We start from the raw sequence: 26749 nt of genomic DNA on the forward strand, positions 1-26749 counted from the left end.
GTCCCTTCCGTCGTCACTTGGAGACGTTGACGGCCGGGGCGTCGTCGCCCAGAAGCTTGCCGTCCGAGGTCTCGAACTGCTTCTTGAAGGCGGCGATGGCGTCACTGATGGACTCGACCGTGTCGTCCGACATCTTGCCGCCCTCGACGATGGACGTCAGCAGCTCCTTGCGCTCGCGGCGCAGGTGCTCCAGCAGCTTGCTCTCGAACCGGCTGATGTCCTCGACCGGGACGTCGTCCATCCTTCCGGTGGTGCCGGCGAAGATGGAGACGACCTGCTCCTCGATCGGGTACGGCGCGTACTGCGGCTGCTTCAGCAGCTCGACCAGGCGCTGACCACGCTGGAGCGACGCCTTCGACGCGGCGTCCAGGTCGGAACCGAAGGCGGCGAACGCCTCCAGCTCGCGGTACTGGGCGAGGTCCACGCGCAGACGTCCCGACACCTGGCGCATGGCCTTGTGCTGGGCGGAACCGCCGACTCGGGAGACCGAGATACCGACGTTCAGCGCGGGCCGCTGGCCGGCGTTGAACAGGTCGGACTCCAGGAAGCACTGACCGTCGGTGATGGAGATGACGTTGGTCGGAATGAACGCCGAGACGTCGTTCGCCTTGGTCTCGACGATGGGCAGGCCCGTCATCGAACCGGCGCCCATCTCGTCGGAGAGCTTGGCGCAGCGCTCCAGCAGACGCGAGTGCAGGTAGAAGACGTCGCCCGGGTAGGCCTCGCGGCCCGGCGGACGGCGCAGCAGCAGCGAGACGGCGCGGTAGGCGTCGGCCTGCTTCGACAGGTCGTCGAAGATGATCAGGACGTGCTTGCCCTGGTACATCCAGTGCTGGCCGATGGCCGAACCGGTGTACGGGGCCAGGTACTTGAAGCCCGCCGGGTCGGACGCCGGGGCGGCGACGATCGTCGTGTACTCAAGAGCGCCGGCCTCTTCCAGCGCACCGCGTACGGACGCGATGGTGGAGCCCTTCTGGCCGATGGCGACGTAGATGCAGCGCACCTGCTTGTTCACGTCGCCCGAGCGCCAGTTGTCGCGCTGGTTGATGATGGTGTCGACGGCCAGGGCGGTCTTGCCGGTCTGGCGGTCGCCGATGATCAGCTGACGCTGGCCACGGCCGATCGGCACCATCGAGTCGACGGCCTTGTAACCGGTCTGCATCGGCTCGTGCACCGACTTACGGACCATGACGCCCGGAGCCTGCAGCTCCAGGGCGCGGCGGCTGTCGGTCGCGATCTCGCCGAGGCCGTCGATCGGGGCGCCGAGCGGGTCGACGACGCGGCCGAGGTAACCCTCGCCGACGCCGACGGAGAGCACTTCGCCGGTACGGGTGACCGACTGACCCTCCTCGATACCGCTGAACTCACCGAGGACGACAGCGCCGATCTCGCGCTCCTCCAGGTTCAGGGCGAGACCCAGGGTCCCGTCCTCGAACTTCAGCAGTTCGTTCGCCATGGCCGAGGGCAGACCCTCGACCTTCGCGATGCCGTCACCGGCAACGCTGACCGTACCGACCTCCTCGCGCGAGGCCGCGTCCGGCTTGTACGACTGGACAAAGTTCTCCAGCGCATCCCGGATCTCCTCCGGCCGGATCGTGAGCTCCGCCATCTGGATTCCCTGCTCTCCTTGTTGGGCCCGAAGTTCTTTGGGGGTCTGGGGGCGACCCCCAGGAATCTTCTGCAATTTCTGCACGGCCCAACCGGGCCGCTGTTCTTGATCTCGGTATGTGTGTCTGTAATCCGGGTATCACGTGCGAGCTGTCGGCCGTCAGCCGGCCAGCCGCCGGGCCGCCTCGTCGAGACGTTCCGCGATCGTGCCGTTGACGACCTCGTCGCCGACGCGGACCGTGACCCCGCCGAGGACCTCGGGGTCCACGTCGAGGTTCAGATGCATCGGGTGGCCGTACAGCCTGGCCAGGGCGGCGCCGAGGCGCTGCTTCTGGCCTTCGGTGAGCGGTACCGCCGTGGTGACGACCGCCACCATCCGGTCCCGGCGGGCCGCGGCGAGCCGGGAGAGAGTCTGAAGACCCGCTTCCAGGCTACGTCCCCGGGGCTGGGACACCAGCCGCACGACCAGTCGCTCGGTGCTCGGGGTGGCCCGGCCGCCCAGCAGGCTGTTCAGCAGGGCGGTCTTGGCCGAAGCCGTCGCCGCCCGGTCGGTGAGCGCCGCCCGCAGCTCGGTGCTGGACTCGACGATCCGGCCGAACCGGAACAGCTCGTCCTCCACGTCGTCGAGGACACCCGCCCGCTGCGCGGCGGTGAGCTCGGCGAGTGCCGCCAGCTCCTCCACCGCGTCGACCAGGTCACGCGGCTGCGACCAGCGGGACCGGACCATGCCGCTGATCAGGTCGACGGCCTCGCCGCCCACCTGCCCGGCCAGCAGTCCGCCGGCCAGTTCGGCCCTGGACTCGCCGGACCGCGCCGGGTCGGTCAGGACCCGGCGCAGCGACACCTCGCGGTGGAGCAGCGCGGTGACGGCGGTCAGCTCGTCGGCGAGCTTCGCCGCGTCGACCGACGTGTTGTCGGTCAGCGCGTCGAGACGCTCACGTGCGGCGGCCAGCGCCGCGCGGCTCGCTCCGTGCGCTGTCGCAGTCATCGAGTTGCCTCAGCCTTCGACGCGCCGTCCTCAAGTCCGTCGAGGAAGCGGTCGATGGTGCGGCTCTGCCGGGCGCTGTCCTCAAGGGACTCCCCGACGAGCTTGCCGGCGAGGTCGGTGGCGAGCTTGCCCACGTCCTGACGGAGCTCCGAGGCCGCGGCCTTGCGGTCCGCCTCGATCTGGGCGTGGCCGGCGGCGACGATCTCCTCGCGCTGCCGCTGCCCCTCCGCCTTCATCTCCTGGATGATGGTGGCGCCCTGTTCGGTCGCCTCCTGGCGGAGACGGGCGGCCTCGTGACGCGCCTCGTCGAGCTGGGCCTTGTACTGCTCCAGGACGCTCTGCGCCTCGGTCTTGGCCTCTTCCGCCTTCTCGATGCCACCTTCGATGGCCTCACGGCGCTCGTCCAGAACCTTGTTGATGTTCGGGAGGAGCTTCTTGGCGAGGAAGCCGAAGACGATGGCGAAGGCGATCAGGCCGATGATGAGCTCGTCAAGATGCGGGACGAGCGGATTCTGAGCCTCCGCCGCTGCCGCAACGTAGAGAGCGTTCACATCAATGCCTTCCGTGAAAGGGGTCGGGCTACCTGTCGGTCCGGCTTACTGGTAGACGAAGCCCATGACGATGCCGATGAGGGCGAGCGCCTCACAGAAGGCGAAACCCATGATCTGGTTGGTGCGGATCAGGCCGGCCGCCTCAGGCTGACGGGCGAGCGCCTGGGTGCCGTTACCGAAGATGATGCCGACGCCGACGCCGGGGCCGATCGCGGCGAGGCCGTAGCCGATCGAGGCCACGTTGCCGACGACGGTGGTCTTGGCGGAGGCGAGGTTGACCAATTCGAGAGCAGCGGACATGCCGTTACTTCCTTCTCTTTCACGGACCGGGTGGGGGTTGGCCACCGGACGTCTGTTGGTTCTTGTGTTGGCTCTGGATTACGGGCCGGGCTCAGTGGCTCTTGGCGAGCGCGCCCTGGATGTAGCTACAGGCCAGGAGCACGAAGACGTACGCCTGGACGGCCTGGATGAAGAGTTCGAAGACGGTCATGATGAGCACCATCGCGAACGAGGCACCGGCGTAGACGAAGCCCAGTCCGTTCAGCAGGTAGTACGTGGCCAGCGTGAACATCACGATGAGCAGGTGACCCGCGAACATGTTGGCGAACAGTCGGACCGCGTGGGTGAAGGGCCGGATCAGCAGGTTCGAGAAGAACTCGATCACCACGACGAGCGGCAGGACCCAGCCGAGCGACTTGTCGTAGCCGGTGATGTTCTTCCAGCCACCGCCCCATCCGTGCGTCTTGAAGGTCAGGCCGACCCACAGGATGTAGACGATGATCGCCAGGGCCGCGGGGTACGCGATCAGCGAGGTGACCGGGAACTGTGCGATCGGGATGATCGACCAGAGGTTCATCAGCCAGACGAAGAAGAAGAGCGACACCATCAAGGGGACGTACTTCTCACCGTCCTTCTTGCCAATGATCTCGTAGACGATGCCGCGGCGGACGAAGTCGTAACCGGCCTCGCCGATCATCTGGACCTTGCCCGGCACCAGCTTCGGCTTGTTGAACGCCGCCCAGAAGAATCCGACAACCACGATCGTGCTCAACAGGGCAAGCAGCATCGGCTTGTTGAATTCGAAGCCGGCCACCTCGAACATGGGCTTGTACATGAACGTATGGAGGCCCGGAGCCGGGAACCCGCAGCCGGAAAAGATATGGCAGCTCGCATCGAAGGCGAGGGTCTGGGTATCAGCACTCACCGCGGGCTCCTTCAGCGTGGCGCATAGGTACGGCAACCTCGTTGTGTCGGCGCGGGACGAAGCCGCGGTTCGGCACTGGACTGGTGTGACAGATGTGGGGGCGGCTCTCAGGCATGGAGCCTCGCGATGGAACAGGCGTCAGCTCGGATGCCCGCGCCCGCAATGCCGCAGTTGGAACCGGACGATAGCAGGAGCCCGAACGGGCACTTATCCCGGCCCTACCCTTCACGCCGAGGACCCCGTCTTCTCCGACTTTCCGGCCGTCGACGACTCGGGTTCGACATAGAGGATCTTGGCCTTCATGTACGCGCGGGCCTGCGCGGCGATCCAGACGAGGGTCGCCGCGAGGAGCGTGAACCCGAAGGCCTTCGGGTTGAACAGCGTGGTGTCCTTGAAGACGGCCAGGAAGACGAGCAGCAGCAGCAACTGGGCGGTGTAGAGCATCAGCCCCATCGCCTGGAAGAGGTGCGGCAGCGACTTCGCGGTGCGCTGGAGAACCGTGAGACCGACACCCATGAAGAGGACGACCACCAGGACACCGACAGCGGCTCCCAGAGCACCCTTGCCACCGCTGACCGCACCGCTGATGGCAACGGCGATGACACCGGCGATCACGGTGGGTACGGCGGTGTTGAGGAGGATCCGGACGTCGTTGGTCGGCATGGCGGCAGCTCCGCTTGCTGGGTGGGGCAGATGGTGTCGTCATGGACGAGCGTAGGCCCGGTCCGAGAGTTGGATTCTCGGGCCAACGGACCGTCGCACTACGGTCCTTCGGCTCTGGCGCCGGGTCTCGTGAACGGTATCACAAACTATTTGATGAGGTCTTTACCATGAAGGTGTGCTTACCGTCACACATGAGGACCAATTGGTACGCGTAAGCCGGACACAGAGCCGTCTTGTCTGGTAATGGGGGCAGTTGAGACAATTCTCAGAACGACGAATCCGCCTTGCGTCGATCGGGGAAGCGAGATCGCGGTCCGATCGCGGTCGCCCCGTTGACGCCCGCCGGCACCGGCGTCCGCTCACCGGCCGGTACGCCGTCGCTCGCGAGGGGCTCGTGGGGTTCCGGTGAGCCGGCGTCCGGCCGGCTCTCCCCCGGCTCCCGCGACTCGTGGCCGGCCTGCGCCAACTCCCCCTGGGCGCCCCGCCGTCCGCGCCGGTAGCGGGGCGGCACGACGGCCTCGGCCCAGCTCGGAGCGCGCGGCGTGAAGCGGGGCAGCAGCAGGAGCAGCAGCCCCAGGGCACTCAGCGCGACGACGGCGAGCACGATCCACATCGTGGACATGGTGGACGAGGAGTGGACCGAGTACAGCACCACGCCGAAGGCGATCAGCGCCGACCAGAAGTACATGATCAGTACGGACCTGCTGTGCGAGTGACCGATCTCCAGCAGCCGGTGGTGGAGATGGCCGCGGTCGGCGGCGAACGGCGACTGCCCGTTCCAGGTGCGCCGCACGATCGCCAGGACGAGGTCGGCGACCGGGATCGCGATGATCGTCAGCGGCAGCAACAGCGGGATGAAGACCGGCAGCGCGGCGTGGGTCGCCTCCCGGGTCGAACCGTCCGCGTAGATCTTCAGGGCGTCCGGATCCACCTGGCCCGTGATGGAGATGGCGCCCGTCGCGAGCACCAGACCGATCAGCATCGATCCCGAGTCGCCCATGAAGATCCGGGCCGGATGCATGTTGTGCGGCAGGAAGCCGATGCACATACCCATCAGGATCGCGGCGAAGAGCGTGGCGGGGGCGGCGGCCTCGATGCCGTACCCGTACCAGATCCGGTACGCGTACAGGAAGAACGCCGCCGCCGCGATGCACACCATGCCGGAGGCCAGACCGTCGAGCCCGTCGACGAAGTTGACCGCGTTGATGGTGATGACGACGAGGGCGACCGTGAGGAGCGTGCCCTGCCAGGAGGTCAGCGCGACGGTGCCGACACCGGGCACCGGGATCCACAGGATCGTCAGACCCTGCATCACCATCACACCGGCGGCGATCATCTGGCCGCCGAGCTTGATCAGGGCGTCGATCTCGAACTTGTCGTCCAGGACACCGATCAGCCAGATCAGCGCGGCCCCGGACAGCAGGGCGCGCGGCTCGTTCGACCGCTCGAAGACCCCGCCGAGATTCTGCAGGTTGCTGGCCACGAGCAGTCCGGCGCACAGGCCGAAGAACATGGCGATACCGCCGAGACGCGGTGTCGGTTCGCGGTGGACGTCGCGGGCGCGGATCGCGGGCATCGCGCCGATCGCGATGGCGAACTTCCGCACCGGACCGGTCAGCAGATATGTCACCGCGGCCGTCACGCAGAGCGTCAGCAGGTAATCACGCACAGGCTGCCCCACAGGAATCGCCGACCATCCGAGCCACACACACTAGCTCGCGACAGGACGACTGTTGGAATGCGCGTAGCCACATGGTCAAGGACATACACGGCGCCGCGGCGGTTGCACAAATTCGTCCCACCGTACGCCCCGACGCCGCACTCACCGTACGTCGCCGGTGCTGAACGGTGTGCGACGGCGTGGGACGGGGTGCGACCGGGTGCGACGAGGCGCGGGCGCGGGATCCCGGGATCAGTGCGGGGTCGGTACGCCCGTGAGCGCCGTCACCACCGGATCCAGCGCCTGGTGGATCTCGTCGCCGATGGAACGGAAGAACGTGATGGGCGCGCCGTACGGGTCGTAGACCTCGTCCGCCTCCGCGTTGGGGGCCAGCAGCCAGCCGCGCAGCGCGGCGGCGGCACGCACCAGCGCACGGGCCCGCTCGACCACACCCTCGTCGAGGGGGTCGGGCAGCGTCGCCGGGTCTATGGCCCGTACGAGACGCGTGAACTCCTTCAGCGTGAAGGTCCGCAGCCCCGCCGAGTGACCCATCGAGATGACCTGCGCCCGGTGGTCACGCGTCGCGGTCAGGACCAGATCGGCGCGGATCACATGCTCGTCCAGCAGCTCCCGCCCGACGAAGCCGGACGGGTCCGCGCCGAAATCCGCCAGGACGGCCTCCGCGTTGGCCTCCATCGAGGCCCCCTCGTGTCCCCAGGTGCCCGCGCTCTCCACGATGAGCCCGCCCGTCAGGCGCTCGCCGAGGCGGTCGCTCAGGGCATGCCGGTTCAGCCGCTCGGTGATGGGCGAGCGGCACACGTTGCCGGTACTGACGTGGAGGATGCGGAAGGTGTCGGGAAGTCCCGCTATGCCACGCCCCTCAGGGGCGGTCAATTGGCCACCTCAAGGTCGGGTACGACCTTGCGGAGCTCGTCGGCGTCGACGGCGCCCGCGCGCAGCAGCAGCGGGACCTTGCCGGTCACGTCCACGATCGACGACGGCACGATGCCCGGCGTCCGCCCGCCGTCGAGATACACCGACACCGCGTCCGCCAGCATCTCCTGCGCCGAGTCACAGTCCTCCGGCGCGGGGTGTCCGGTCAGGTTGGCGCTGGAGACGGCCATCGGGCCGACCTCGGTCAGCAGCTCGATCGCGACGGGGTGCAGCGGCATCCGGATCGCGACGGTGCCACGGGTGTCGCCGAGGTCCCACTGGAGCGAGGGCTGGTGCTTGGCGACCAGCGTGAGCGCGCCCGGCCAGAAGGCGTCGACGAGTTCCCAGGCCTGCTCCGAGAAGTCCGTGACCAGGCCGTGCAGGGTGTTCGGGGAGCCGATGAGGACGGGCGTGGGCATGTTACGGCCCCGGCCCTTGGCGTCGAGGAGGTCGGCGACGGCTTCCGAACTGAAGGCGTCGGCGCCGAGACCGTAGACGGTGTCGGTGGGCAGGACGACCAACTCGCCGCGGCGGACGGCGGACGCGGCTTCACGCAGACCGGTCGTGCGGTCGGTCGCGTCGTTGCAGTCGTATCGCCGTGCCATATCAACGGCCCTCTCTCTTCTTGGTTTCTGAGGCTCGGTTCGCCTCCGGGGCGCTCTGTGCCCCTGTCGACAGTCGACCGTGCTCGGTCCGCTCGTTCCTCACGGACCTCCGCGCGCTCTCCCTTTCGACAGCGGCGCGCCCCTTCGGCTCACGCGCCGAGGTCGTCGGAGGCATCGGGGTCGTCGGGGTCGTCGGGGTGAAGCTCACAGCCTCAGTGGTCCCCGTCGTCGCACCTGGTCCGGCGGTCATCACGGCATGGCCTTGCGCGCCGTCGCGAAACGCGGGCGCTTGTTCAGGTCCGGGTGGTCGGCCGCGTCCGCCCAGCCGGCCTCCTCGCTGAAGATCCACGGGACCTGCCCGCCCTGCGTGTCCGCGTGCTCCACGACGACGAGGCCGCCGGGGCGCAGCAGCCGGTGCGCGGTGCGTTCGATGCCCCGGATCGTGTCGAGGCCGTCCTCGCCGGAGAAGAGCGCCATCTGCGGGTCGTGGTCGCGGGCCTCGGGCGCCACGTACTCCCACTCGGTGAGCGGGATGTACGGCGGGTTGGAGATGACCAGGTCGACCTGGCCGTCGAAGTCCGGGAGGGCCGTCAGGGCGTCTCCGCGGTGCACGGTGACCCTGGACCCCTCGGCGTTCCGCCGCGTCCAGGTGAGGGCGTCCTCGGACAGCTCCACGGCGTGCACGCGCGAGCGCGGCACCTCCTGTGCCATGGCGAGCGCGATCGCGCCGGATCCGGAGCAGAGATCGACGATCAGCGGCTCGACGACGTCCATCGCGCGGACCGCGTCTATGGCCCAGCCGACGACGGACTCGGTCTCCGGCCGGGGCACGAACACCCCTGGCCCGACCTGGAGTTCCAGATACCGGAAGAACACCCGCCCGGTGATGTGCTGGAGCGGTTCGCGGGCCTCGCGGCGCGCGACGGTCTCCCAGTAGCGGGCGTCGAACTCCTCGTCCACGACGCTGTGCAGCTCTCCGCGCTTGACGCCGTGCACGAAGGCGGCCAGCTCCTCCGCGTCGAACCGCGGCGACGGCACGCCCGCGTCGGCCAGCCGCTGGGTGGCCTGGGCCACCTCGGCAAGCAGCAGACTGCGGGGGGCGGGCCCGCGGCGGAGCCGCTGAGGGTCGCTGGGCCCCCCAGAAGGTGGCTGCACGCTGGTTCCTCCTGAGACGTAGAAGGGGAGGGGACGTGATCGGTACGGGAAGTGGCGGAAGTGCGCTCAGGCGGCCGCGAGCTTCGCCGCCGAGTCGGCGTCGACGCAGGCCTGGATCACTGCCGCCAGCTCGCCGTCGAGCACCTGGTCCAAGTTGTACGCCTTGAAGCCGACACGGTGGTCCGAGATCCGGTTTTCCGGAAAGTTGTACGTACGGATCTTCTCGGACCGGTCGACGGTACGCACCTGGCTGCGCCGGACGTCCGCCGCGTTCTTCTCCGCCTCCTCCTGTGCCGCGGCAAGCAGCCGCGAGCGCAGGATACGCATGGCCTGCTCCTTGTTCTGGAGCTGGCTCTTCTCGTTCTGGCAGGAAGCGACGACTCCGGTGGGCAGATGCGTGATCCGGACGGCGGAGTCGGTCGTGTTGACGGACTGGCCGCCGGGGCCCGAGGAGCGGTAGACGTCGATCCGCAGGTCGTTGGCGAGGATCTCCACGTCGACCTCCTCCGCCTCCGGCGTCACGAGGACACCGGCCGCCGAGGTGTGGATCCGGCCCTGCGACTCGGTGGACGGCACCCGCTGCACGCGGTGCACCCCGCCCTCGTACTTGAGCCGCGCCCAGACGCCCTGGCCGGGCTCGGTGGCCCCGTTGCCGCCCTTGGTCTTCACGGCGACCTGGACGTCCTTGTAGCCGCCCAGCTCGGACTCGGTGGCGTCGATGATCTCGGTCTTCCAGCCCACGCGCTCGGCGTACCGCAGATACATCCGCAGGAGGTCACCGGCGAACAGCGCCGACTCGTCGCCGCCCGCGCCCGCCTTGATCTCCAGGATGACGTCCTTGTCGTCGCTGGGGTCGCGCGGGACGAGCAGCAGGCGCAGCTTCTCGGTGAGTTCGTCGCGCTGCTTCTCCAGCACCTTGGCCTCGGCGGCGAAGTCGCCCGCCGAAGGGTCGGTGGGGTCCGCCGCGAACTCGCGGGCCGTCTCGATGTCGTCCCCGGTCTGCTTCCAGGAGCGGTATGTCCCGATGATCGGGGTCAGTTCGGCGTACCGCTTGTTGAGCTTGCGGGCGTGCGCCTGGTCCGCGTGGACCGACGGGTCGGCGAGCTTCTTCTCCAGGTCGGCGTGCTCGCCGACCAGTTCCTCGACCGCCTCGAACATTCGGGGGCTCCTGGGTTGCGTACGTAGGTGCTGCGCGAAGGTGCTGCGGAATCCGTGCCGCGCAATGCGCTGCGGGACGGCAAAGCGCCGGTCCCGACGCCCCAGGGCAGGGGCGCCGAGAACCGGCGCAGTTGGCTCGCTACTTGTTGGCGGAGCCGGCGGCAGCCTTGCCGAAGCGGGCCTCGAAGCGGGCCACGCGGCCACCGGTGTCGAGGATCTTCTGCTTGCCCGTGTAGAACGGGTGGCACTCGGAGCAGATCTCGGCACGGACGGAGCCCGATTCGATCGTGCTGCGAGTGGTGAACGACGCACCGCAGGTACAGCTGACCTGGGTCTCGACGTACGTGGGGTGGATGTCGCGCTTCACGGTGTCTCCTCGGGAACATCCTCGCCGGGCGAGGAAGGCGCCGGGTCGCACGCGCGGATGCTCGTACGTGAACCGGGGCCGACGTACCAGTCTGCCAGGACCGGCCGTATCTCCAAAACCGGGGTGGCCCCGGATCTATTCCGCCGCCACGCCGTGCGCTCGCGCCGTCGGTCGTCAGCCGTCAGCCGTCGGCCGTCAGCCGCCCGCGACCACGCCGGACGCGTCGCCCTTGTCGCCCGCGGACTCCTCCGTCGCCGACGCCGGGACCGGCTTGTCCGCCCGGAGCGCGGTCCACACCTGCTCGGACTCCTTCTCCAGCGGTACGACACGGTTCGGGTCCGCCGGGTCGTACTCGACGGGCAGCGTGATCATGTTGACGTCCTTGGCCCCGAGGCTCTTCAGACCGCCGGCGAAGCCGACGAGTTCCCTGACCGAGTCCAGCTCGGAATCGGGGGTGATCGCCCGCGTCGCGCTGTCGGCGACGTCGTACAGCTTCTTGGGGCTGCTGAGCAGACCGATGTCCTTGACCTGGGTGATCAGCGCCTTGATGAACGCCTGCTGGAGCTGGATCCGGCCGAGGTCGCTGCCGTCGCCGACGCTCGTGCGGGTCCTGACGAGGGCGAGCGCCTGCTCACCGTCCAGGGTGTGCGTGCCGGGTGCGAGTTTCAACTGGCTCTTGGAGTCGTCGATGGCCTCGTTGGTGGTGATCTTCACGCCGCCGAGATCGTCGATGAGCTGCTTGAACCCGGTGAAGTCGACCTCGATGTAGTGGTCCATGCGGATGCCGGACATCGTCTCGACGGTCTTCACCGCGCAGGCCGGGCCGCCGACCTCGTACGCGGTGTTGAACATGGCCCGCTGCTCGCCGGCCGCGGTGGCGCCCTTGTCGTCCTGGCAGTCGGGGCGCTCGACGATCGTGTCACGCGGTACGGAGACGACACTGGCCGTCCGGTGACCCTCGTTGACATGCATGATCATCGCGGTGTCCGAACGGGCTCCGCCCTGGTCGGTGCCGTATTCGGCGTTGTCGCCGGAGCGCGAGTCGGAGCCGAGGACGAGGATGTCCATCGAACCGTTGTCGACGTCGACGGGGCGGTCGGTGCCGAGCCTGGCGTTGATGTCCACGCCCTGGATGTTGCCGTTGAGCTTGATGTACGCGTATCCGAGACCGGACCCGCCGACGAGGACCAGGGCCGCGGCCGACCACGCGGCCGCGGTGGTGGCGCGACGGCGCGTGCCGGGCTTCTTGCGGCGCGTGCCGGTCGCGCGTATTCGGCCGCCCCTGCTCTGATCGGTCATGTGCTCCTCAGCTCTCGTCGGCAAGCTGGCAGGGTTGCACAACAAGCTGTGGCCCCCGCCGGAGCGGGGGCCACAGGAATGTGTTGGCGAGTGACCGGTCGGCCGGTCCTCACCTGCGGATTCAGGCGATGGTGTAGTAGCTCTGCCAGCCGCTGCCAAGACCTACCGGTGTGGCGAAGATCTCGGACGTGGCCTTGCCGGTGCCCTTGAGGAGGGACAGGGTGCCACCCGTCGTACGAACCAGGACGTCGGACTTGCCGTCACCGTTCACGTCGCCGGGGGCGACGATCGCGCGGACCGTCTTCCAGTTGGAGAAGATCTTGGTCTTCACGTACGTCGCACTGCTCACGGAGCGGTGCAGCCAGTAGACGTCGCCCGTGCTCGCCTGGCGGGCGACGAGGTCCTCGTAGCCGTCCCTGTTGAGGTCGGTCCGCACGATGTAGTTGTAGCCGCTGTACGACCCGGTGAACGCCTTGCGAGTGAGCTTCTCACCGCTTGACGTGAAGGTGCGGCCGGTGCTGCCCGTGGTGCGAGCGAAAGGGTCCGCCCGGTGATCGCGGCTGAAGCTGGTGCCGTCGATACGCGGCTGGATGGCCGGTGTGTAGGTCGAGACCTTGGTGTACACGTCGTACGTGTCACCGAAGTTGCACAGCTCGGACTGGGTGGCGACACCGCAGGAGGTGACGCCGATGATCCGGCCACTCACCATCATCGGGCTGCCGGAGTCACCGGGGCAGGTCGCCTTGCCCGTGGAGTCGTTCCCCGTGCCGCCGTTGCCCGCGCAGATCATGTGGCCGGGTTTGTACGCGCCCGGCTGGCCGAGCGAGGTGTCGAGGTTCTGCGAGCACTCGGCGTCCGAGCGCAGCGGCTGTGTGACCTGCTGGAGGGTGTCGGACAGCGTGTCGAAGTCCGGGTCCGAGCCGTTCTTGTCGGTGACGCAGTGCGCCGCCGTAAGAACCTTGTTGGGCGCGACGAGCGTTCCGCCGCAGGTGAAGTAGAAGTATCCGTCGTTGTCGAACTCGAAAAGCAGCTGCACCATCCATGGGGCGCTGCTGATGGACGTGTTCGTTCCGCCGATGATTCGTGGCGAGATTTCCTTGGAACTGACGACCTTCGTGTCCTTGGGCGGCAGGAACTGCTCACCGCCGCCGTCGTCGGCCTGGGCGGTGGCCACCAGTGCGCCGGCCAGGACGGCAAGTGCCGCCGTACCGACGGCTATCAGTCTTCGCATTTTCGAGACAGGTCGGCCATGACGCGACACACACACGCAAATCTCCCACTAATCAAGGGAGATGGTTTGGCGCCGTGTGGGGGGATGGAACGGCTGAACGAACATCACATGCAGAAATCCGCCCCGTCACCGGAGTAACGGGGCGGATTCATAGGCAAGTTGAGCAATCGGGGCGGGATTCCCCGAACGGCGCGCCGGACGACGCGTCAGTCCTCAGTCGTTGCCGTTGCCGGGCGACGGAGTCGTCTTCTGAATCTGGAGCAGGAACTCCGCGTTCGACTTCGTCTTCTTCATTTTGTCCAGCAGCAGCTCGATCGCCTGCTGCTGGTCGAGCGCGTGCAGCACCCGGCGCAGCTTCCAGACGACGGCCAGCTCGTCGCTGCCGAGCAGGATCTCTTCCTTACGGGTGGAGGACGCGTCCACGTCCACCGCCGGGAAGATGCGCTTGTCCGAGAGCTTGCGGTCGAGCTTGAGCTCCATGTTGCCGGTGCCCTTGAACTCCTCGAAGATCACCTCGTCCATGCGCGAGCCGGTCTCGACGAGCGCGGTGGCCAGGATGGTCAGCGAGCCACCGTCCTCGATGTTGCGCGCCGCGCCGAAGAAGCGCTTCGGCGGGTAGAGCGCGGTCGAGTCGACACCACCGGACAGGATGCGTCCGGAGGCCGGAGCCGCGAGGTTGTACGCGCGGCCGAGACGGGTGATGGAGTCCAGCAGGACGACCACGTCGTGACCCAGCTCCACGAGGCGCTTGGCGCGCTCGATGGCCAGCTCGGCGACGGTGGTGTGGTCCTCGGCGGGGCGGTCGAAGGTCGAGGAGATGACCTCGCCCTTCACCGACCGCTGCATGTCGGTGACCTCTTCCGGACGCTCGTCCACGAGGACGACCATCAGGTGGCACTCGGGGCTGTTGACCGTGATCGCGTTGGCGATCGCCTGGAGGATCATGGTCTTGCCGGTCTTCGGCGGGGCCACGATCAGACCGCGCTGGCCCTTGCCGATCGGTGCGACGAGGTCGATGATCCGCGTCGTCAGCACACCCGGGTCGGTCTCCAGACGGAGCCGGTCCTGCGGGTAGAGCGGGGTCAGCTTCTGGAACTCCGGCCGCCCGCGGCCCGATTCGGCCGCCATGCCGTTCGCCGAGTCCAGGCGCACGAGCGCGTTGAACTTCTCGCGGCGCTCGCCGTCCTTGGGCTGGCGCACCGCGCCGGTGACGTGGTCACCCTTGCGCAGGCCGTTCTTGCGGACCTGGGCGAGCGACACGTACACGTCGTTCGGGCCCGGCAGGTAGCCGGAGGTCCGGATGAACGCGTAGTTGTCGAGGATGTCGAGGATGCCCGCGACGGGGATCAGCACGTCGTCGTCGGCGACCTGCGGCTCGCCGCCGCCACCGAACTCCTCGCGGCCACGACGGCCACGACGGTCGCGGTACCGGCCGCGACGGCCGCGCCGGCCGCCCGCCTCGTCGTCGAAGTCGTCCTGCGGCCCGTTGCCCTGGTTGCCCTGGCTGCCCTGGTTCTGACCGCCGCCCTGGCCCTGGCGCTGGCGCTGGCCGCCGGTCTGCTGGCCGCCACCGCCCTGCTGGTCGTCGCCCTTGCCGCGGCGGTCACGCTGGCGGCTCTGCCGGTCGCCGCGGTCCGAGCGGTCTCCGCGCTCGCCCCGCTGGCCACGCTCCTGGCGGTCGCGGCGTCCGTCCGTGTCGCCCTGGGCGGACGCGGAGACGGCGGCCTCGGCCTTGGTGTCGGGCCGGTCGTCCACCGCGGTGTCCGTGCCCGACTCGCCGCGGCTGTCGGTCTTGCTGTCCGGGCTGCCCGCCTGTGCGGTGGCCCTGCGCCGACGACGCTCGCCCGTGGGCTGGTCGTCACTGGCCGGCTGGCCCGGGATGTCGATCGGGGCGTCGGCCTTGTCGGCCTTCGCCGCCTTGGCGGGCGCCTGGTCGGCGGACGTGTCCGCGGCCTTGTCGGCGGCGGGGGCGTCCGCGGCCGGGGCGGTGTCGCCCGTACGGGCCTTGGAGGTGGCGCGCCGCTTGGGCTTCGCCTCGACGTCGCCGCCGGAGGCGTCGGCGCTCTTCGGCGCGGACGAACCGCCGCCCTGCGCCTCCTTGATGACCTCGATCAGCTGGCTCTTGCGCATCCGCGCGGTGCCCCTGATGCCGAGGCCGGACGCGACCTGCTGCAGCTCGGCCAGGACCATGCCGTCGAGGCCGGTGCCGGAGCGGCGGCGCCGTGCGGTGGTGCCAGTGGCAGCACCTTCGGCGGGCGCGGTGGTGTCGACGCTGTTGTCGGCGCTCACGCCCATCAGATCGGTGGTGTCGCTCACGAAGGGTCCTTCCCTGGAGCGGACGTCGGCCTTCTGGCTCGGCGACCGGTTGTGCTGTCCGACTGCGGGTGGTGATCGTGTCGATCATGGGCCGAAGTCGGGGCGATGGTCCCGCCGGGTACGACGGAAGACTTGCGTACGTGCAATGGGTCCGGCCCGAGGTCCCCCTGCTCGGCCCACTCCTGAACATAGCGAGGGGTGTCGTGCCGGTTCCGGGGCGTGCTCAAAACTGCTCAGGCAGGCTGCTCAGGCAGTTGGGGAGGCTCCCGGAAGAATGGTGGTCCCGAATGGGGACGCTCAGCACCGAGCCACAAAGACGTCGGGTGCAGACTTGAGGTTAACACTACCGGCTCCAACAAACATTCCCCCTCTCACTCACCGGCAATCCACCGTCACTGAGAACCCAGCGGCAGAACGCTCGCGCCCGTGCCGTCGAGGCCGAGCCTGTTCGCCGCCCAGCCCTCGCCGGCCAGCCGTGCGACCTTGTCGGCCGCACTGTCCTCGGTCAGCGCCAGGACCGTGGGGCCCGCGCCGGAGATGACCGCAGGGACGCCGTCGGCCCGCAGTCGGTTGACCAGTTCCACGCTCTGCGGCATCGCCGGGGAGCGGTACTCCTGGTGGAGGCGGTCCTCGGTGGCCGCGTGCAGCAGCTCGGGCCGCCTGGTCAGAGCCTCTACGAGCAGGGCCGCCCGGCCCGCGTTGAAGCTCGCGTCCACATGGGGGACGGAGCGCGGCAGCAGCCCTCGTGCGGTCTCGGTGAGGACGGGCCGGTCGGGCACGAACACCACGGGGACCACGGAATCGGCGACCTCCATGCGGACGGCCCGCGCCGCTCCCCCGTCGGTCCAGGCGAGGGTAAATCCGCCGAGCAGGCAGGCCGCCACGTTGTCCGGGTGGCCCTCGATCTCGGTGGCCAGCTCCAGCAGCGCCGTGTCGTCGAGCCGGGCGTCGCCGCCTGTCGTCACGGCGCGAGCCGCGACGATCCCGGCGCAGATGGCGGCGGACGACGAGCCGAGGCCGCGGCCGTGCGGAATGCGGTTGGCGCAGACGACCTCAAGGCCGCGCGGCTGGCCCCCGAGCAGGTCGAACGCGGTGCGCAGGGACCGTACGAGGAGGTGGTTCTCGTCGCGGGGCAGCGTCCGGGCGCCCTCACCGGCGATGTCGACGTGCAGGCCGGAATCGGCGACGCGCACCACCACGTCGTCGTAGAGCCCGAGCGACAGGCCGAGGGCGTCGAATCCCGGCCCGAGGTTGGCGCTGGTGGCGGGGACGCGCACCCGTACGGCGGCGGCGCGGAAAGCGGGACCGGCCATCGCTTAGACGACTCTCCTTGTGTGACTGCGAGGAAGGCTGAACGGAGACGAGGCTGCGTGACTGCGGGATTTCGGTGAGGTACGTCGAACACCCGACGGCCACGAGGGCAACAACACCGCGGCATATGCGGCGGGGCGGGTCAGGCACAGCTTATCGAAGGAAGGTTCTGTCGCGACATAGGGCGCACAGGAGGCGCACGATGCGTGTCGCGTGCCTTCCTGTGCGCCTATGAAGCGTCTTGGTGTGCTTTGTGCGAGTGCCCGCCCGGGGAGGCGGACACTTTCCCCGGGCCGGGCGGTTGATTACGCGAGTCCCAGACGCTCCGCGGCGGTCACCGCGTCGACCGGCACGGTGACCGGCTGGGGCGCGCCCGCGACCGCCCAGTCCGGGTCCTTGAGTCCGTTCCCGGTGACGGTGCAGACGATGCGCTGGCCGGGATCGACCTTGCCCTCCTCGACCGCCTTGAGCAGACCGGCGACCGACGCGGCCGAGGCCGGCTCCACGAAAACACCCTCCTGCGCGGCCAACAGCCGGTAGGCTCGCAGGATCTGGCGGTCCGTCACCTCGTCGATGAAGCCGCCGGACTCGTCCCTGGCGGCCAGCGCCTGCTGCCAGGACGCCGGGTTGCCGATGCGGATCGCGGTGGCCACCGTGTGCGGGTCCTTGACGACCTCGCCGCGCACGATCGGCGCCGAACCGGACGCCTGGAAGCCCCACATGCGCGGCGTACGGGTCGCGGGGCCGTCCGCCGCGTACTCGGTGTAGCCCTTCCAGTACGCCGTGATGTTGCCGGCGTTGCCGACGGGCAGCACATGGATGTCGGGGGCGTCGCCGAGCGCGTCCACGATCTCGAAGGCCGCGGTCTTCTGGCCCTCGATACGGGACGGGTTCACCGAATTGACCAGCGCCACCGGGTAGTTGTCGGACAGTCCGCGCGCCAGCGTCAGACAGTCGTCGAAGTTTCCCTCGACCTGGAGGATCTTCGCGCCGTGCACCAGCGCCTGGCCCATCTTGCCCAGCGCGATCTTGCCCTGGGGTACGAGGACGGCGCAGACCATGCCGGCCCGTACCGCGTACGCGGCGGCCGACGCCGACGTGTTGCCGGTGGAGGCGCAGATGACGGCCCGCGCGCCCGCCTCCTTGGCGTGCGTGATGGCCAGCGTCATGCCGCGGTCCTTGAAGGACCCGGTCGGGTTGGCGCCCTCGACCTTGAGGTGCACCTCGCAGCCCGTGACCTCGGAGAGGACCCGGGCGGGGACGAGCGGCGTACCGCCCTCACGGAGCGTGACCACCGCCGTCGTGTCCGCGACCGGGAGGCGGTCCCGGTACTCCTCGATGATGCCGCGCCACTGGTGGGTGCCGATGCTCGTCATGGGTCCCTTACTCCCCTTCAACACGCATGATGCTGGCGACACCGCGCACGGTGTCGAGCTTGCGCAGCGCTTCGACGGTCCCCGAGAGGGCGGCGTCGGGCGCGCGGTGGGTGACGACGACGAGGGATGCCTCGCCGCCCAGTCCTTCACTGTCGAGCCGGCCCTGCTGGCGCACGGTGTCGATCGACACGTCGTGCTCGGCGAAGACCGTCGCGACCTGGGCCAGTACGCCCGGTTTGTCGGCCACGTCGAGGCTGATGTGGTACCGCGTCACGACCTCGGCCATGGAGCTGACCGGGAGGCGCGTGTACGCGGACTCGCCGGGCCCCGTGGCCTCGCCGAGCCGGTTGCGGCACACCGCGACGAGGTCGCCGAGTACGGCGGACGCGGTGGGCGCGCCCCCGGCCCCGGGGCCGTAGAACATCAACTGTCCGGCCGCCTCGGCCTCCACGAAGACCGCGTTGTACGCCTCGCGCACGGAGGCGAGCGGGTGGCTGAGCGGGATCATCGCCGGGTGGACGCGGGCGGTGACCGACTTCCCGTCGGCGGCCCGCTCGCAGATGGCGAGGAGCTTGACGGTGCAGCCCATGCGCCGTGCGGAGGCGATGTCGGCGGCGGTGACCTCGGTCAGCCCCTCGCGGTGCACGTCGTCGAGGCGTACGCGGGTGTGGAAGGCGATCCCGGCGAGGATCGCGGCCTTGGCGGCGGCGTCGAAACCCTCGACGTCGGCGGTCGGGTCGGCCTCCGCGTAGCCGAGCGCCGTCGCCTCGTCCAGCGCCTCCGAGTAGCCGGCGCCGGAGGAATCCATCCGGTCGAGGATGAAGTTCGTGGTGCCGTTGACGATGCCGAGCACCCGGTTGACCTTGTCGCCCGCGAGGGATTCCCGCAGCGGGCGCAGCAGCGGGATGGCGCCGGCGACGGCGGCCTCGTAGTAGAGGTCCTTGCCGTGCTTCTCGGCCGCCGCGAAGAGTGTCGCGCCGTCCTCGGCGAGCAGCGCCTTGTTGGCCGAGACGACGGACGCGCCGTGCTCGAAGGCGGTGGTGATCAGCGTGCGGGCGGGCTCGATGCCGCCGATGACCTCGACGACGACGTCGATGTCGCCCCGTTTGACCAGCGCCGTCGCGTCCGTGGTGATCAGGGCGGGGTCGATGCCCTCGCGCACCTTGGCGGGACGGCGGACGGCGACCCCGGCGAGTTCCAGGGGGGCGCCGATCCGCGCGGCCAGATCGTCGGCGTGCGTCGTCATGATGCGCGCCACCTCTGAGCCGACGACTCCACAGCCCAGCAGCGCCACCTTCAGCGGACGCGTACGCATCATGCGACCTCGATTCCCTCTCTCAGCAATGTGGACCAGTCTCACGCACCGGACGGAAGTTTCTCCCCTCCGTCCGTCATACGAGACGTCTATCTCAGCTACCCGACGTCCAGACGCAGGAGATCTTCCTCCGTCTCACGCCGGACGATCACCCGCGCCCCGCCGTCCTTGACGGCGACGACGGGCGGGCGCGGCACGTGGTTGTAGTTGCTCGCCATGGAGCGGCAGTACGCGCCGGTGGCGGGGACCGCGATCAGGTCTCCCGGCGCCAGGTCGGCGGGCAGGAAGGCGTCGCGTACGACGATGTCACCGCTCTCGCAGTGCTTGCCGACGACGCGCGACAGCATCGGCTCGGCGTCGGAGCGGCGGGAGACGAGCGCGACGCTGTACTCGGCGTCGTACAACGCGGTACGGATGTTGTCCGACATGCCGCCGTCCACGCTCACGTACGTCCGCAGCCCCTCCAGGGGCTTGATGGTGCCGACTTCGTAGAGCGTGAAGGCGGTCGGGCCGACGATCGCGCGGCCGGGCTCGACGGAGATCCGGGGGGTGCGCAGGCCCGCGGACTCGCACTCGCGGGTCACGATCGCGGTCAGGGACTTGGCGATCTCGTGCGGCTCGCTCGGATCGTCCTCAGGCGTGTACGCGATGCCGAGGCCGCCGCCGAGGTCGATCTCGGGCAGCTCGACGCCGTGCTCGTCGCGGACCGCGGCCAGCAGCTCCACGACGCGGCGCGCCGAGACCTCGAAGCCCGCCATGTCGAAGATCTGCGAGCCGATGTGCGAGTGGATGCCGATGAGTTCGATGCCGTCGAGCCTCAGCGCCCGGCGGACGGCCTCCGCGGCCTGTCCGTCGGCGAGCGCGATGCCGAACTTCTGGTCCTCGTGCGCGGTGGCGATGAACTCGTGGGTGTGCGCCTCGACGCCGACGGTCACCCGGATCTGCACGGGCTGGACCCGGCCGAGGCGCTGCGCGATGTGCGCGACGCGCACCATCTCCTGGAACGAGTCGAGGACGATGCGCCCGACGCCGGCGACGACGGCGCGCTCGATCTCGTGTACCGACTTGTTGTTGCCGTGCAGCGCGATGCGCTCGGGGGGCATCCCGGCGTCCAGGGCGGTGGCCAGTTCGCCGCCGGAGCAGACGTCGAGGTTGAGCCCCTCCTCCTTGAGCCAGTGGACGACGGCGCGGGACAGGAACGCCTTGCCCGCGTAGAAGACGTCGGCGTCCTTGCCGAAGGCGTCGGTCCAGGCGCGGCAGCGGGCCCGGAAGTCGGCCTCGTCGAGGAAGTACGCGGGGGTGCCGAACTCCTCGGCGAGCCGGGTCACCGGCAGTCCGGCGACGGTGGCGACACCGTCCTCGTCGCGGCTGACCGTGCGCGACCAGATCTTGTCGTCCAGCGTGTTGAGGTCGGCGGGCGGCGCGGAGTAGTGGCCCTCGGTGTGCACGTCGGCGTAGCGGGGCCCGGCGGGGTGGGCGGAACGGCTCATCGTCTGGTTGCTCTCTCAGAGGTGTGCGGGCGCGTCGATGCCGAGGAGTGCGAGGCCACCGGCCAGCACCGTCCCGGCGGCTTCGGCGAGTGCGAGCCGGGACCGGTGGGCGGCCGAGGGTTTCTCGTCGCCGACGGGCAGCGGGCGGCAGCTCTCCTGGAAGTGCAGGAACGCCTCCGCGGTGCGTTCGAGATGGCGGGCGACCCGGTCGGGGGCGCGGTGGCGGGCGGCGGCGGCGAGTACGCCGGGGTGGTCGCCGATGGTGTCGAGAAGCGCGCGGCCCTCGGGTTCGTCGGTGTGACCCCTGCTGGTCGGGATGGAGAGATCGGCGGCGTTACGCAGGAGGGCGCGGGTACGGGCGTGGGCGTAGCGCACCGTGAACAGGGGGTTGCTCTCGTGCTGTACGAGAAGTTCGTCGCCGGTCGTGGGCCGGTCGTGGGCGGCGGGCCGCAGCAGGCCCCAGCGGGCGGCGTCGGACCCGAGGCGGGCGAACAGATCCCCGGCGAGGGCGGCGGACACCGGCAGTACCGTCAGCCGCTCCGTGGCGTCGGCGCCGGTGCGGGCGTCGGCGCCCTGCGCGCGCAGCAGCCGCAGGACGGTCTCGGTCCGCACGGCGGCGCGCAGCTCGCCTTCCGGGGCGAGGATCACGGTGGTGCCGGCGAGGGCGTCCCCGTGCCCGTAACGGATCCCGGCGTCGAGGACCGTGCGGACGAGTGCGGCGCGGCTGCCGGGGGCGAGCGTGAAGTTCAGGAAGCCGGGTCCGGTGACGTCGACGCGGGAGAGGTCCGGGGTGGAACGCAGGATCTCGGCGCGGAGGATCTCCGCGATGTCGCGGGGGCTGCGGCGGGTGGGGCGGCCCGCGAGCCGCAGCGCCACGGAGGTCGCGTAGTCGCCGCTGCCGCCCGGTCCGGGGCGTCCCACCTGGACGCTGTCCGGTACGGGACCGGCCAGCACACCCTCGTCGACCGCGCGGCGTACGGCACGCAGCACGGTTCGGGAGAGGTCGGCGGGGTTCACGGGACCAGCGTATGGGAGGAGGGGGGCGTCTTCGCGAACCGGTTTCGCGATGTGGGCGGCTCCAGGGGTGCCACCGGGGTGTGGGCCGACCGTCAGCCGCGTGCGCTTCCGGGCGTGCTGCCCGCACGCCCCGCCCCATGCCTGCCGTCCAGGGACGGCGGGCCCTCCCGGCATATCAGCTGTCGTACGACCCTGATCAGCTCGGACGGCTCGAAGGGCTTGGCGAGAAAGGCGTCCACCCCGGCGACGATGCCGGTCTCCACCTCGTACCGCGTGCAGGCGCTGATGATCGCGACGGGCAGGTGCGAGGTCCGCGGATCGGCCCGCAGCCGGGCGGCGGTGCGAATCCCGTCGAGGCGCGGCATGACGACGTCCAGGGTGATCACATCGGGCCTGACCTGGTGCACGACGTCCAGACACTCGACACCATCGGCCGCGGTCACGACCTCGAAGCCCTCCAGCTCAAGGTTGACCCTGATCAACTGCCGGATGACCCTGTTGTCGTCGACAACGAGCACACGGCCTGACGCGCCTGACACAACTTGAGAGTAGGGGGGCCTCCGGGGCCGCGTCCGCGTTTTCCCCACTTCTCCCCCACGCGAGGGAAGCCGGCCTCCTCACAGCCGGGTACGACCGGCACGGCGGGCACCACGGCACACGCCAAATACCTGTTCACGACGACCCCGCGAGGGCTGGTAAGGTTTCACCCGTCGCCAAGCTTCACGGCGATACGCCCCCGTAGCTCAGGGGATAGAGCATCGGCCTCCGGAGCCGGGTGCGCAGGTTCGAATCCTGCCGGGGGCACCGTGGTTGAGGTGCCGAATAGGTCTTCCGATCAGACGACGCGTCTGGTCGGGGGGCCTATTTCCATGTCGGCCACAGGCCGGCCGGTGTCGGCCGACTCGTGCCGGTGTCTGCCGATGCCTGGCGGTGTCTGCCCGTGGACGCACCATCAGGAATCCCCGCCGCCGTCCCGACGCGGCGTCAGGGCCGTCGCGGATGCGCTGACACCGCCACCGCGTACGCGCAACCCCGTCCCACCACGCGGACACCGGTGTTGTGTGCGTTTGTGACCGAAATGCCGTTCCGGGCAGCCCTTTTGAGCCTCCGTGAGCTAACCCTTCGACAACGACATTCCGAAAGTCGCGCCTCCCGTCAAGTCGCCACGCCGAAGCGGTCGCGGGACATTCCGGTGGTTGGCGGTGCGAGGGGTGGGCGAAGTGCGTGTGCGCTGGTCAAGTGGGTGGGAGTTGAAACGATTCGGTGATTCCGCTTACGCTGCGGAGCAGAGCTACTGGCACCGATTTTGGCCGAGTTGGATCGTTCGTGGCCTGTTAGGCACCTGCATTTTTCGAGGATGCACGCATCCGTAGCGAGGTGCTACCGCATAGGATCAAGCCGCCACGAGGGTCTCGCACGTCCCTTCCGTAACGTTGCACGATCTACTCGCGATCCCCACCGACACCCCCCAACCCGTTAATAGGTATCTGCGTGTCACCGATACTCAGCACCGGTTCCGGCGATGGAGCCGCGCAGTGAAAATCAATCGTCGCCTCGTCCTGCTGGTCACCGTGCCGCTCGTAGTGGCCGTCACCTTCGCGGTGCTGGCCCTCGCTCCCGCGACCAACCAGGCCCTTCAGGCCAACCGCCTCACGGCCATGGTCGATGTCGCCTCGTCCGTCAGCGAGTTGACCCATCACTTGCAGCATGAGCGGGCGGCAGCCACCGCACTGGTCTCCAACCAGGGAGATACGGACGCGTTCCGCGAAAGTTCCAACGCGACGGACAAGAGTGTCGCGCGATTCCGTTCACAGCTGGGTCAGTTGTCGTCCGTGCCGGGCACCGCGCAGGCCGCTCTGGACCGTATCGACCGCTTCATCGACGAAATGCCCTCCCTGCGCGCCCAGGTGCGCTCCGGAGGGAGCACCGTCACGGCGCTGACGTTCGGGTACCGGATCGTGATCGCCGACCTGATCGACTACCGCGACGGCATCGCCCAGGCCGACGGTGTCGACGCCGACGTCGCCGACCGGATCCGCGCCGCCGCCGCACTGTCGCGGGCCTCCGAGCACATGGGCCAGCAGCAGGTCGCGGTGATGAAGGCGCAGGCCACGGGTGGTTTCACCGAGGCGTCCAAGCGGACCTTCGAAGCCACCAGGATCGGCTACACCGAAGCGACCGGTGCCCTCTTCGACCTGGGGCCGCAGCAGTGGCGGACCTGGCTGGAGCGCACGCTCTCCGGCACCAAGGCCCTTGAGGCACGCCGGCTGGAGGACCAGGTCAGCCGCACCGCGCCGGACCAGAAGCTGACCGTCACTCCGAAGAAGTGGCACGAGGCGACGGCCGACCGGCAGGAGATGCTGCGCTCGGTCGAGAGCCGTATCGACGACTCCGTACTCAAGACCGTCACCGACACGCGCAGCTCACTCGTCTGGGTCGCCGGCGCCGAGGTGGCGCTGGTGCTGCTCACGCTCATCGGCGCGGTCGTCGTCGCCATCAGGCTCGGCCGCGTGATGATCCGCCGGCTGCGGGATCTGCGCAACGCCGCCCACGAGGTGGCGCACACGGGTCTGCCGCGGGTGATGACGGAGCTGTCCCAGCCCGGTGCGCTCAGTGGTGCCACACCCGAGCAGGTCGCCGAGCGTTCGGGCAACCCGGTGAAGACCACGGGCCTGGACGAGATCGGCGAGGTCGGTGAGGCGTTCAACGCCGTCCACCACGAGGCCGTCCGGCTGGCCGCGCAACAGGCCCACATTCACGAACAGTTCGCCGAGACGCTGGTCGGTGTCGCCCGCAGGGGCGCGCAGTTGACCACCGTCATGGTGTCCGAGCTGGACACCGTGCAGCGCGACGAGGCCGACCCCGAGCGCATGAAGACCCTGTTCGCGCTCGACCACCTCGCCATCCGCATGGAGCGCAACACCAACAACCTTCTGGTGCTGGGTGGTTACGGGCACGGCCGGGTACGGTCCGCCGACATCTCCTGCTCGACGGTGATCGTGGCCGCCGCGCAGCAGATCGAGCGCTTCGACCGGGTCTCCCTCGGTGTCATCGAGTCGGGCATCGGCATCGCCGCCCGTGTGGTCCACGACGTGGCGCACATCCTGGCCGAACTCCTGGACAACGCGACGCGCTTCTCGCCCCCGGACAAGCAGGTCGGGGTCGCGGTCTGGCGGCTGTGGGACCGGGCGGTCGTCCAGATCGTCGACGAGGGCGTGGGCATCACCGCCGAACGGCGCGCCACCCTCAACAAGGGTCTGCTGGAGCCGAAGTCCGGCATCGGCGACGTGCGGTCCATGGGTCTGCACGTGGTGGCGCGGCTCGCCGCCCGGCACGGCATCGTTGTCGAGCTGCGCGACTCCTCGGGACCAGGCACCATCGCCGAGGTCACCCTGCCGGCGACCGTGCTGGCGGCGGCCCCGCAGGAGGCCACACCGCGTCCGCGGGGCTCGCTCGGGGACCGGCCCGGCGGGCGGTACGAGTCGCCGCGCCCGATCACCGCGCCCGGACCGCTCGGCCGCCGGCAGACCGCCGGGGCGGGCGCCCCGGCCGGCCGGAACGGCGTCGGCGGGAACGGCGTCGGCGGGAACGCGGGCGACTACCACCCGGGAGGGGCCGGCGGCTCCGGCGACGGCGCCAAGGGTACGAACGGGGCCGACGGATCCAGCGGCAGCAACGGCAGCAACGGCAGCAACGGTTCGAAGGGCTCCCCCGCCGACGACCGCGAACGCGCCAACGCGCCTTCCCAGCACCCCGCGCACGCCGATCCGGTCTCCCGTATCGCCGGAGTCAGCTCTTCCGGACTGCCACTGCGACAGCGCAACACGCCCAAGCAGTGGCCCACCTTGGGCAAACGCGACGGCGCCGATCAGCGATCCGGCGCCGCGCCCAAGCCGTCGCCCCGCCGCCGGGACTCCCGGCAAGTCTCTGACGTCCTGGCGGCCTACGCCCAGGGGATCAACAGGAGCACGAGCCACCGCGGGCGCTCCGCCACCGACGACGACACCCAACGGAGCAAGAAATGACGACCTCACCCACCGACCTCAGCTGGATCCTCAGCGGTTTCGCCGGGCGTATCCCGGAGGTCACCCAGGCCATAGCCGTGTCCGTGGACGGACTCGCCCTCGCCTACACCGGGGTGGAGCGTGACGACGCCGACCGCCTGGCCGCCATCGCCTCGGGTGTCGTCAACCTGCTCTCCGCCGCCGCCCAGTTGACGAACACCGACCCCGTCGAGCACAGCCTGACCGCCATGGAGGGCGGTTACATGTTCTCGATGGCCGTCTCCAGCGGCGCGTCCCTGCTGGTGACGACCACCAGGGACGCGGACATCGGCGAGGTCAGCTACATGATGTCCGAGCTGATCAACCAGGTCGGCGACTCCCTGAGTCCCCAGGTCCGCGACGCGAACGCGCAGCCCTCCCGCTGACGTTCGGGTCGTTCCACGCCCCCACCGTTCGGCACGTTCGCCGTTCGCGCAGTTTCGCTTGTTGTGTTCGTTC

General features: G+C 69.4%; 23 protein-coding genes and 1 tRNA gene. 3 read left to right on the forward strand and 21 right to left on the reverse strand.

Annotated features, from left to right (window positions below; translation table 11 throughout):
- Positions 1–13: 13 nt before the first annotated feature.
- The 21 genes from atpA to OG700_RS10850 form a co-directional block, all read right to left on the reverse strand.
- Positions 14–1609, reverse strand: a complete 1596-nt coding sequence (atpA, locus tag OG700_RS10750) for a F0F1 ATP synthase subunit alpha (protein WP_405612208.1) — start codon at positions 1607–1609, stop codon at positions 14–16.
- A 159-nt stretch (positions 1610–1768) separates the two neighbouring features.
- Complete coding sequence (locus tag OG700_RS10755; RefSeq protein WP_405612210.1) at positions 1769–2596, reverse strand: F0F1 ATP synthase subunit delta; 828 nt, start codon at positions 2594–2596, stop codon at positions 1769–1771.
- Complete coding sequence (locus tag OG700_RS10760) at positions 2593–3147, reverse strand: F0F1 ATP synthase subunit B (RefSeq protein ID WP_405612212.1); 555 nt, start codon at positions 3145–3147, stop codon at positions 2593–2595. The genes OG700_RS10755 and OG700_RS10760 overlap by 4 nt, the downstream gene beginning before the upstream one ends.
- A gap of 45 nt (positions 3148–3192) precedes the next feature.
- Positions 3193–3447 (reverse strand): ATP synthase F0 subunit C, encoded by a 255-nt coding sequence (gene atpE / locus OG700_RS10765; RefSeq protein ID WP_078075070.1) that lies wholly within the window; start codon positions 3445–3447, stop codon positions 3193–3195.
- A 91-nt stretch (positions 3448–3538) separates the two neighbouring features.
- Complete coding sequence (gene atpB / locus OG700_RS10770; protein WP_405612214.1) at positions 3539–4351, reverse strand: F0F1 ATP synthase subunit A; 813 nt, start codon at positions 4349–4351, stop codon at positions 3539–3541.
- Positions 4352–4576: 225 nt separating this feature from the next.
- Positions 4577–5014: a hypothetical protein gene (locus tag OG700_RS10775; protein WP_405612216.1), complete on the reverse strand. Its 438-nt coding sequence runs from the start codon at positions 5012–5014 to the stop codon at positions 4577–4579.
- A 265-nt stretch (positions 5015–5279) separates the two neighbouring features.
- Complete coding sequence (locus OG700_RS10780; protein WP_405612218.1) at positions 5280–6683, reverse strand: MraY family glycosyltransferase; 1404 nt, start codon at positions 6681–6683, stop codon at positions 5280–5282.
- Between the two features lie 243 nt (positions 6684–6926).
- Positions 6927–7568 (reverse strand): protein-tyrosine-phosphatase, encoded by a 642-nt coding sequence (locus tag OG700_RS10785; RefSeq protein WP_329381540.1) that lies wholly within the window; start codon positions 7566–7568, stop codon positions 6927–6929.
- Positions 7565–8212, reverse strand: a complete 648-nt coding sequence (locus OG700_RS10790) for an L-threonylcarbamoyladenylate synthase (RefSeq protein ID WP_405612221.1) — start codon at positions 8210–8212, stop codon at positions 7565–7567. The genes OG700_RS10785 and OG700_RS10790 overlap by 4 nt, the downstream gene beginning before the upstream one ends.
- 249 nt (positions 8213–8461) lie before the next feature.
- Complete coding sequence (gene prmC, locus OG700_RS10795) at positions 8462–9301, reverse strand: peptide chain release factor N(5)-glutamine methyltransferase (protein WP_356586597.1); 840 nt, start codon at positions 9299–9301, stop codon at positions 8462–8464.
- 132 nt (positions 9302–9433) lie between these two features.
- On the reverse strand, positions 9434–10525 hold the full coding sequence (gene prfA, locus OG700_RS10800; RefSeq protein ID WP_405612223.1) for a peptide chain release factor 1: 1092 nt from the start codon (positions 10523–10525) through the stop codon (positions 9434–9436).
- Positions 10526–10664: 139 nt separating this feature from the next.
- Positions 10665–10892 carry a 50S ribosomal protein L31 gene (gene rpmE / locus OG700_RS10805; RefSeq protein ID WP_023538649.1) on the reverse strand — a complete coding sequence of 76 codons (228 nt, stop codon included), beginning with the start codon at positions 10890–10892 and terminating at the stop codon, positions 10665–10667.
- A gap of 195 nt (positions 10893–11087) precedes the next feature.
- Positions 11088–12191: an LCP family protein gene (locus tag OG700_RS10810; RefSeq protein WP_405612225.1), complete on the reverse strand. Its 1104-nt coding sequence runs from the start codon at positions 12189–12191 to the stop codon at positions 11088–11090.
- 121 nt (positions 12192–12312) lie between these two features.
- Positions 12313–13422 (reverse strand): trypsin-like serine protease, encoded by a 1110-nt coding sequence (locus OG700_RS10815; protein ID WP_405612227.1) that lies wholly within the window; start codon positions 13420–13422, stop codon positions 12313–12315.
- Between the two features lie 213 nt (positions 13423–13635).
- Positions 13636–15738 (reverse strand): transcription termination factor Rho, encoded by a 2103-nt coding sequence (gene rho / locus OG700_RS10820; RefSeq protein WP_405612229.1) that lies wholly within the window; start codon positions 15736–15738, stop codon positions 13636–13638.
- A gap of 392 nt (positions 15739–16130) precedes the next feature.
- Positions 16131–17051, reverse strand: a complete 921-nt coding sequence (gene thrB, locus OG700_RS10825; protein WP_405612231.1) for a homoserine kinase — start codon at positions 17049–17051, stop codon at positions 16131–16133.
- Positions 17052–17354: 303 nt separating this feature from the next.
- Positions 17355–18425 (reverse strand): threonine synthase, encoded by a 1071-nt coding sequence (gene thrC / locus OG700_RS10830; protein WP_405612233.1) that lies wholly within the window; start codon positions 18423–18425, stop codon positions 17355–17357.
- Positions 18426–18432: 7 nt separating this feature from the next.
- Entirely contained in the window at positions 18433–19743 is a 1311-nt protein-coding gene (locus OG700_RS10835; protein ID WP_405612235.1) for a homoserine dehydrogenase, read from the reverse strand.
- A 95-nt stretch (positions 19744–19838) separates the two neighbouring features.
- Positions 19839–21230 (reverse strand): diaminopimelate decarboxylase, encoded by a 1392-nt coding sequence (gene lysA, locus OG700_RS10840; protein WP_405612237.1) that lies wholly within the window; start codon positions 21228–21230, stop codon positions 19839–19841.
- 15 nt (positions 21231–21245) lie between these two features.
- A complete protein-coding gene (nrtL, locus tag OG700_RS10845; protein ID WP_405612239.1) occupies positions 21246–22247 on the reverse strand; it encodes an ArgS-related anticodon-binding protein NrtL in 1002 nt (333 codons plus the stop codon).
- Between the two features lie 92 nt (positions 22248–22339).
- A complete protein-coding gene (locus OG700_RS10850) occupies positions 22340–22834 on the reverse strand; it encodes a response regulator (protein WP_405612241.1) in 495 nt (164 codons plus the stop codon).
- A 145-nt stretch (positions 22835–22979) separates the two neighbouring features.
- Between OG700_RS10850 and OG700_RS10855 the strand changes: the two genes are divergently transcribed.
- The 3 genes from OG700_RS10855 to OG700_RS10865 all read left to right on the forward strand — a co-directional run bounded on the left by OG700_RS10855 (position 22980) and on the right by OG700_RS10865 (position 26676).
- A tRNA-Arg gene (locus OG700_RS10855) sits at positions 22980–23051 on the forward strand.
- Positions 23052–23782: 731 nt separating this feature from the next.
- Entirely contained in the window at positions 23783–26272 is a 2490-nt protein-coding gene (locus tag OG700_RS10860; RefSeq protein ID WP_405612242.1) for a nitrate- and nitrite sensing domain-containing protein, read from the forward strand.
- Entirely contained in the window at positions 26269–26676 is a 408-nt protein-coding gene (locus tag OG700_RS10865) for a roadblock/LC7 domain-containing protein (RefSeq protein WP_405612244.1), read from the forward strand. The genes OG700_RS10860 and OG700_RS10865 overlap by 4 nt, the downstream gene beginning before the upstream one ends.
- The last annotated feature ends 73 nt before the right edge of the window (positions 26677–26749 follow it).

This window comes from Streptomyces sp. NBC_01508, assembly GCF_045040315.1.
Classification (GTDB): Bacteria; Actinomycetota; Actinomycetes; order Streptomycetales; family Streptomycetaceae; genus Streptomyces.

Excerpts from the sequence above, each read along its gene's own strand:
- atpA (WP_405612208.1), bottom strand. The coding sequence starts at position 1,609 with ATGGCGGAGCTCACGATCCGGCCGGAGGAGATCCGGGATGCGCTGGAG.
- OG700_RS10755 (WP_405612210.1), bottom strand. The coding sequence starts at position 2,596 with ATGACTGCGACAGCGCACGGAGCGAGCCGCGCGGCGCTGGCCGCCGCA.
- atpE (WP_078075070.1), bottom strand. The coding sequence starts at position 3,447 with ATGTCCGCTGCTCTCGAATTGGTCAACCTCGCCTCCGCCAAGACCACC.
- OG700_RS10775 (WP_405612216.1), bottom strand. The coding sequence starts at position 5,014 with ATGCCGACCAACGACGTCCGGATCCTCCTCAACACCGCCGTACCCACC.
- OG700_RS10790 (WP_405612221.1), bottom strand. The coding sequence starts at position 8,212 with ATGGCACGGCGATACGACTGCAACGACGCGACCGACCGCACGACCGGT.
- prfA (WP_405612223.1), bottom strand. The coding sequence starts at position 10,525 with ATGTTCGAGGCGGTCGAGGAACTGGTCGGCGAGCACGCCGACCTGGAG.
- OG700_RS10810 (WP_405612225.1), bottom strand. The coding sequence starts at position 12,191 with ATGACCGATCAGAGCAGGGGCGGCCGAATACGCGCGACCGGCACGCGC.
- OG700_RS10815 (WP_405612227.1), bottom strand. The coding sequence starts at position 13,422 with ATGCGAAGACTGATAGCCGTCGGTACGGCGGCACTTGCCGTCCTGGCC.
- thrB (WP_405612231.1), bottom strand. The coding sequence starts at position 17,051 with ATGGCCGGTCCCGCTTTCCGCGCCGCCGCCGTACGGGTGCGCGTCCCC.
- thrC (WP_405612233.1), bottom strand. The coding sequence starts at position 18,425 with ATGACGAGCATCGGCACCCACCAGTGGCGCGGCATCATCGAGGAGTAC.
- OG700_RS10835 (WP_405612235.1), bottom strand. The coding sequence starts at position 19,743 with ATGATGCGTACGCGTCCGCTGAAGGTGGCGCTGCTGGGCTGTGGAGTC.
- lysA (WP_405612237.1), bottom strand. The coding sequence starts at position 21,230 with ATGAGCCGTTCCGCCCACCCCGCCGGGCCCCGCTACGCCGACGTGCAC.
- OG700_RS10865 (WP_405612244.1), top strand. The coding sequence starts at position 26,269 with ATGACGACCTCACCCACCGACCTCAGCTGGATCCTCAGCGGTTTCGCC.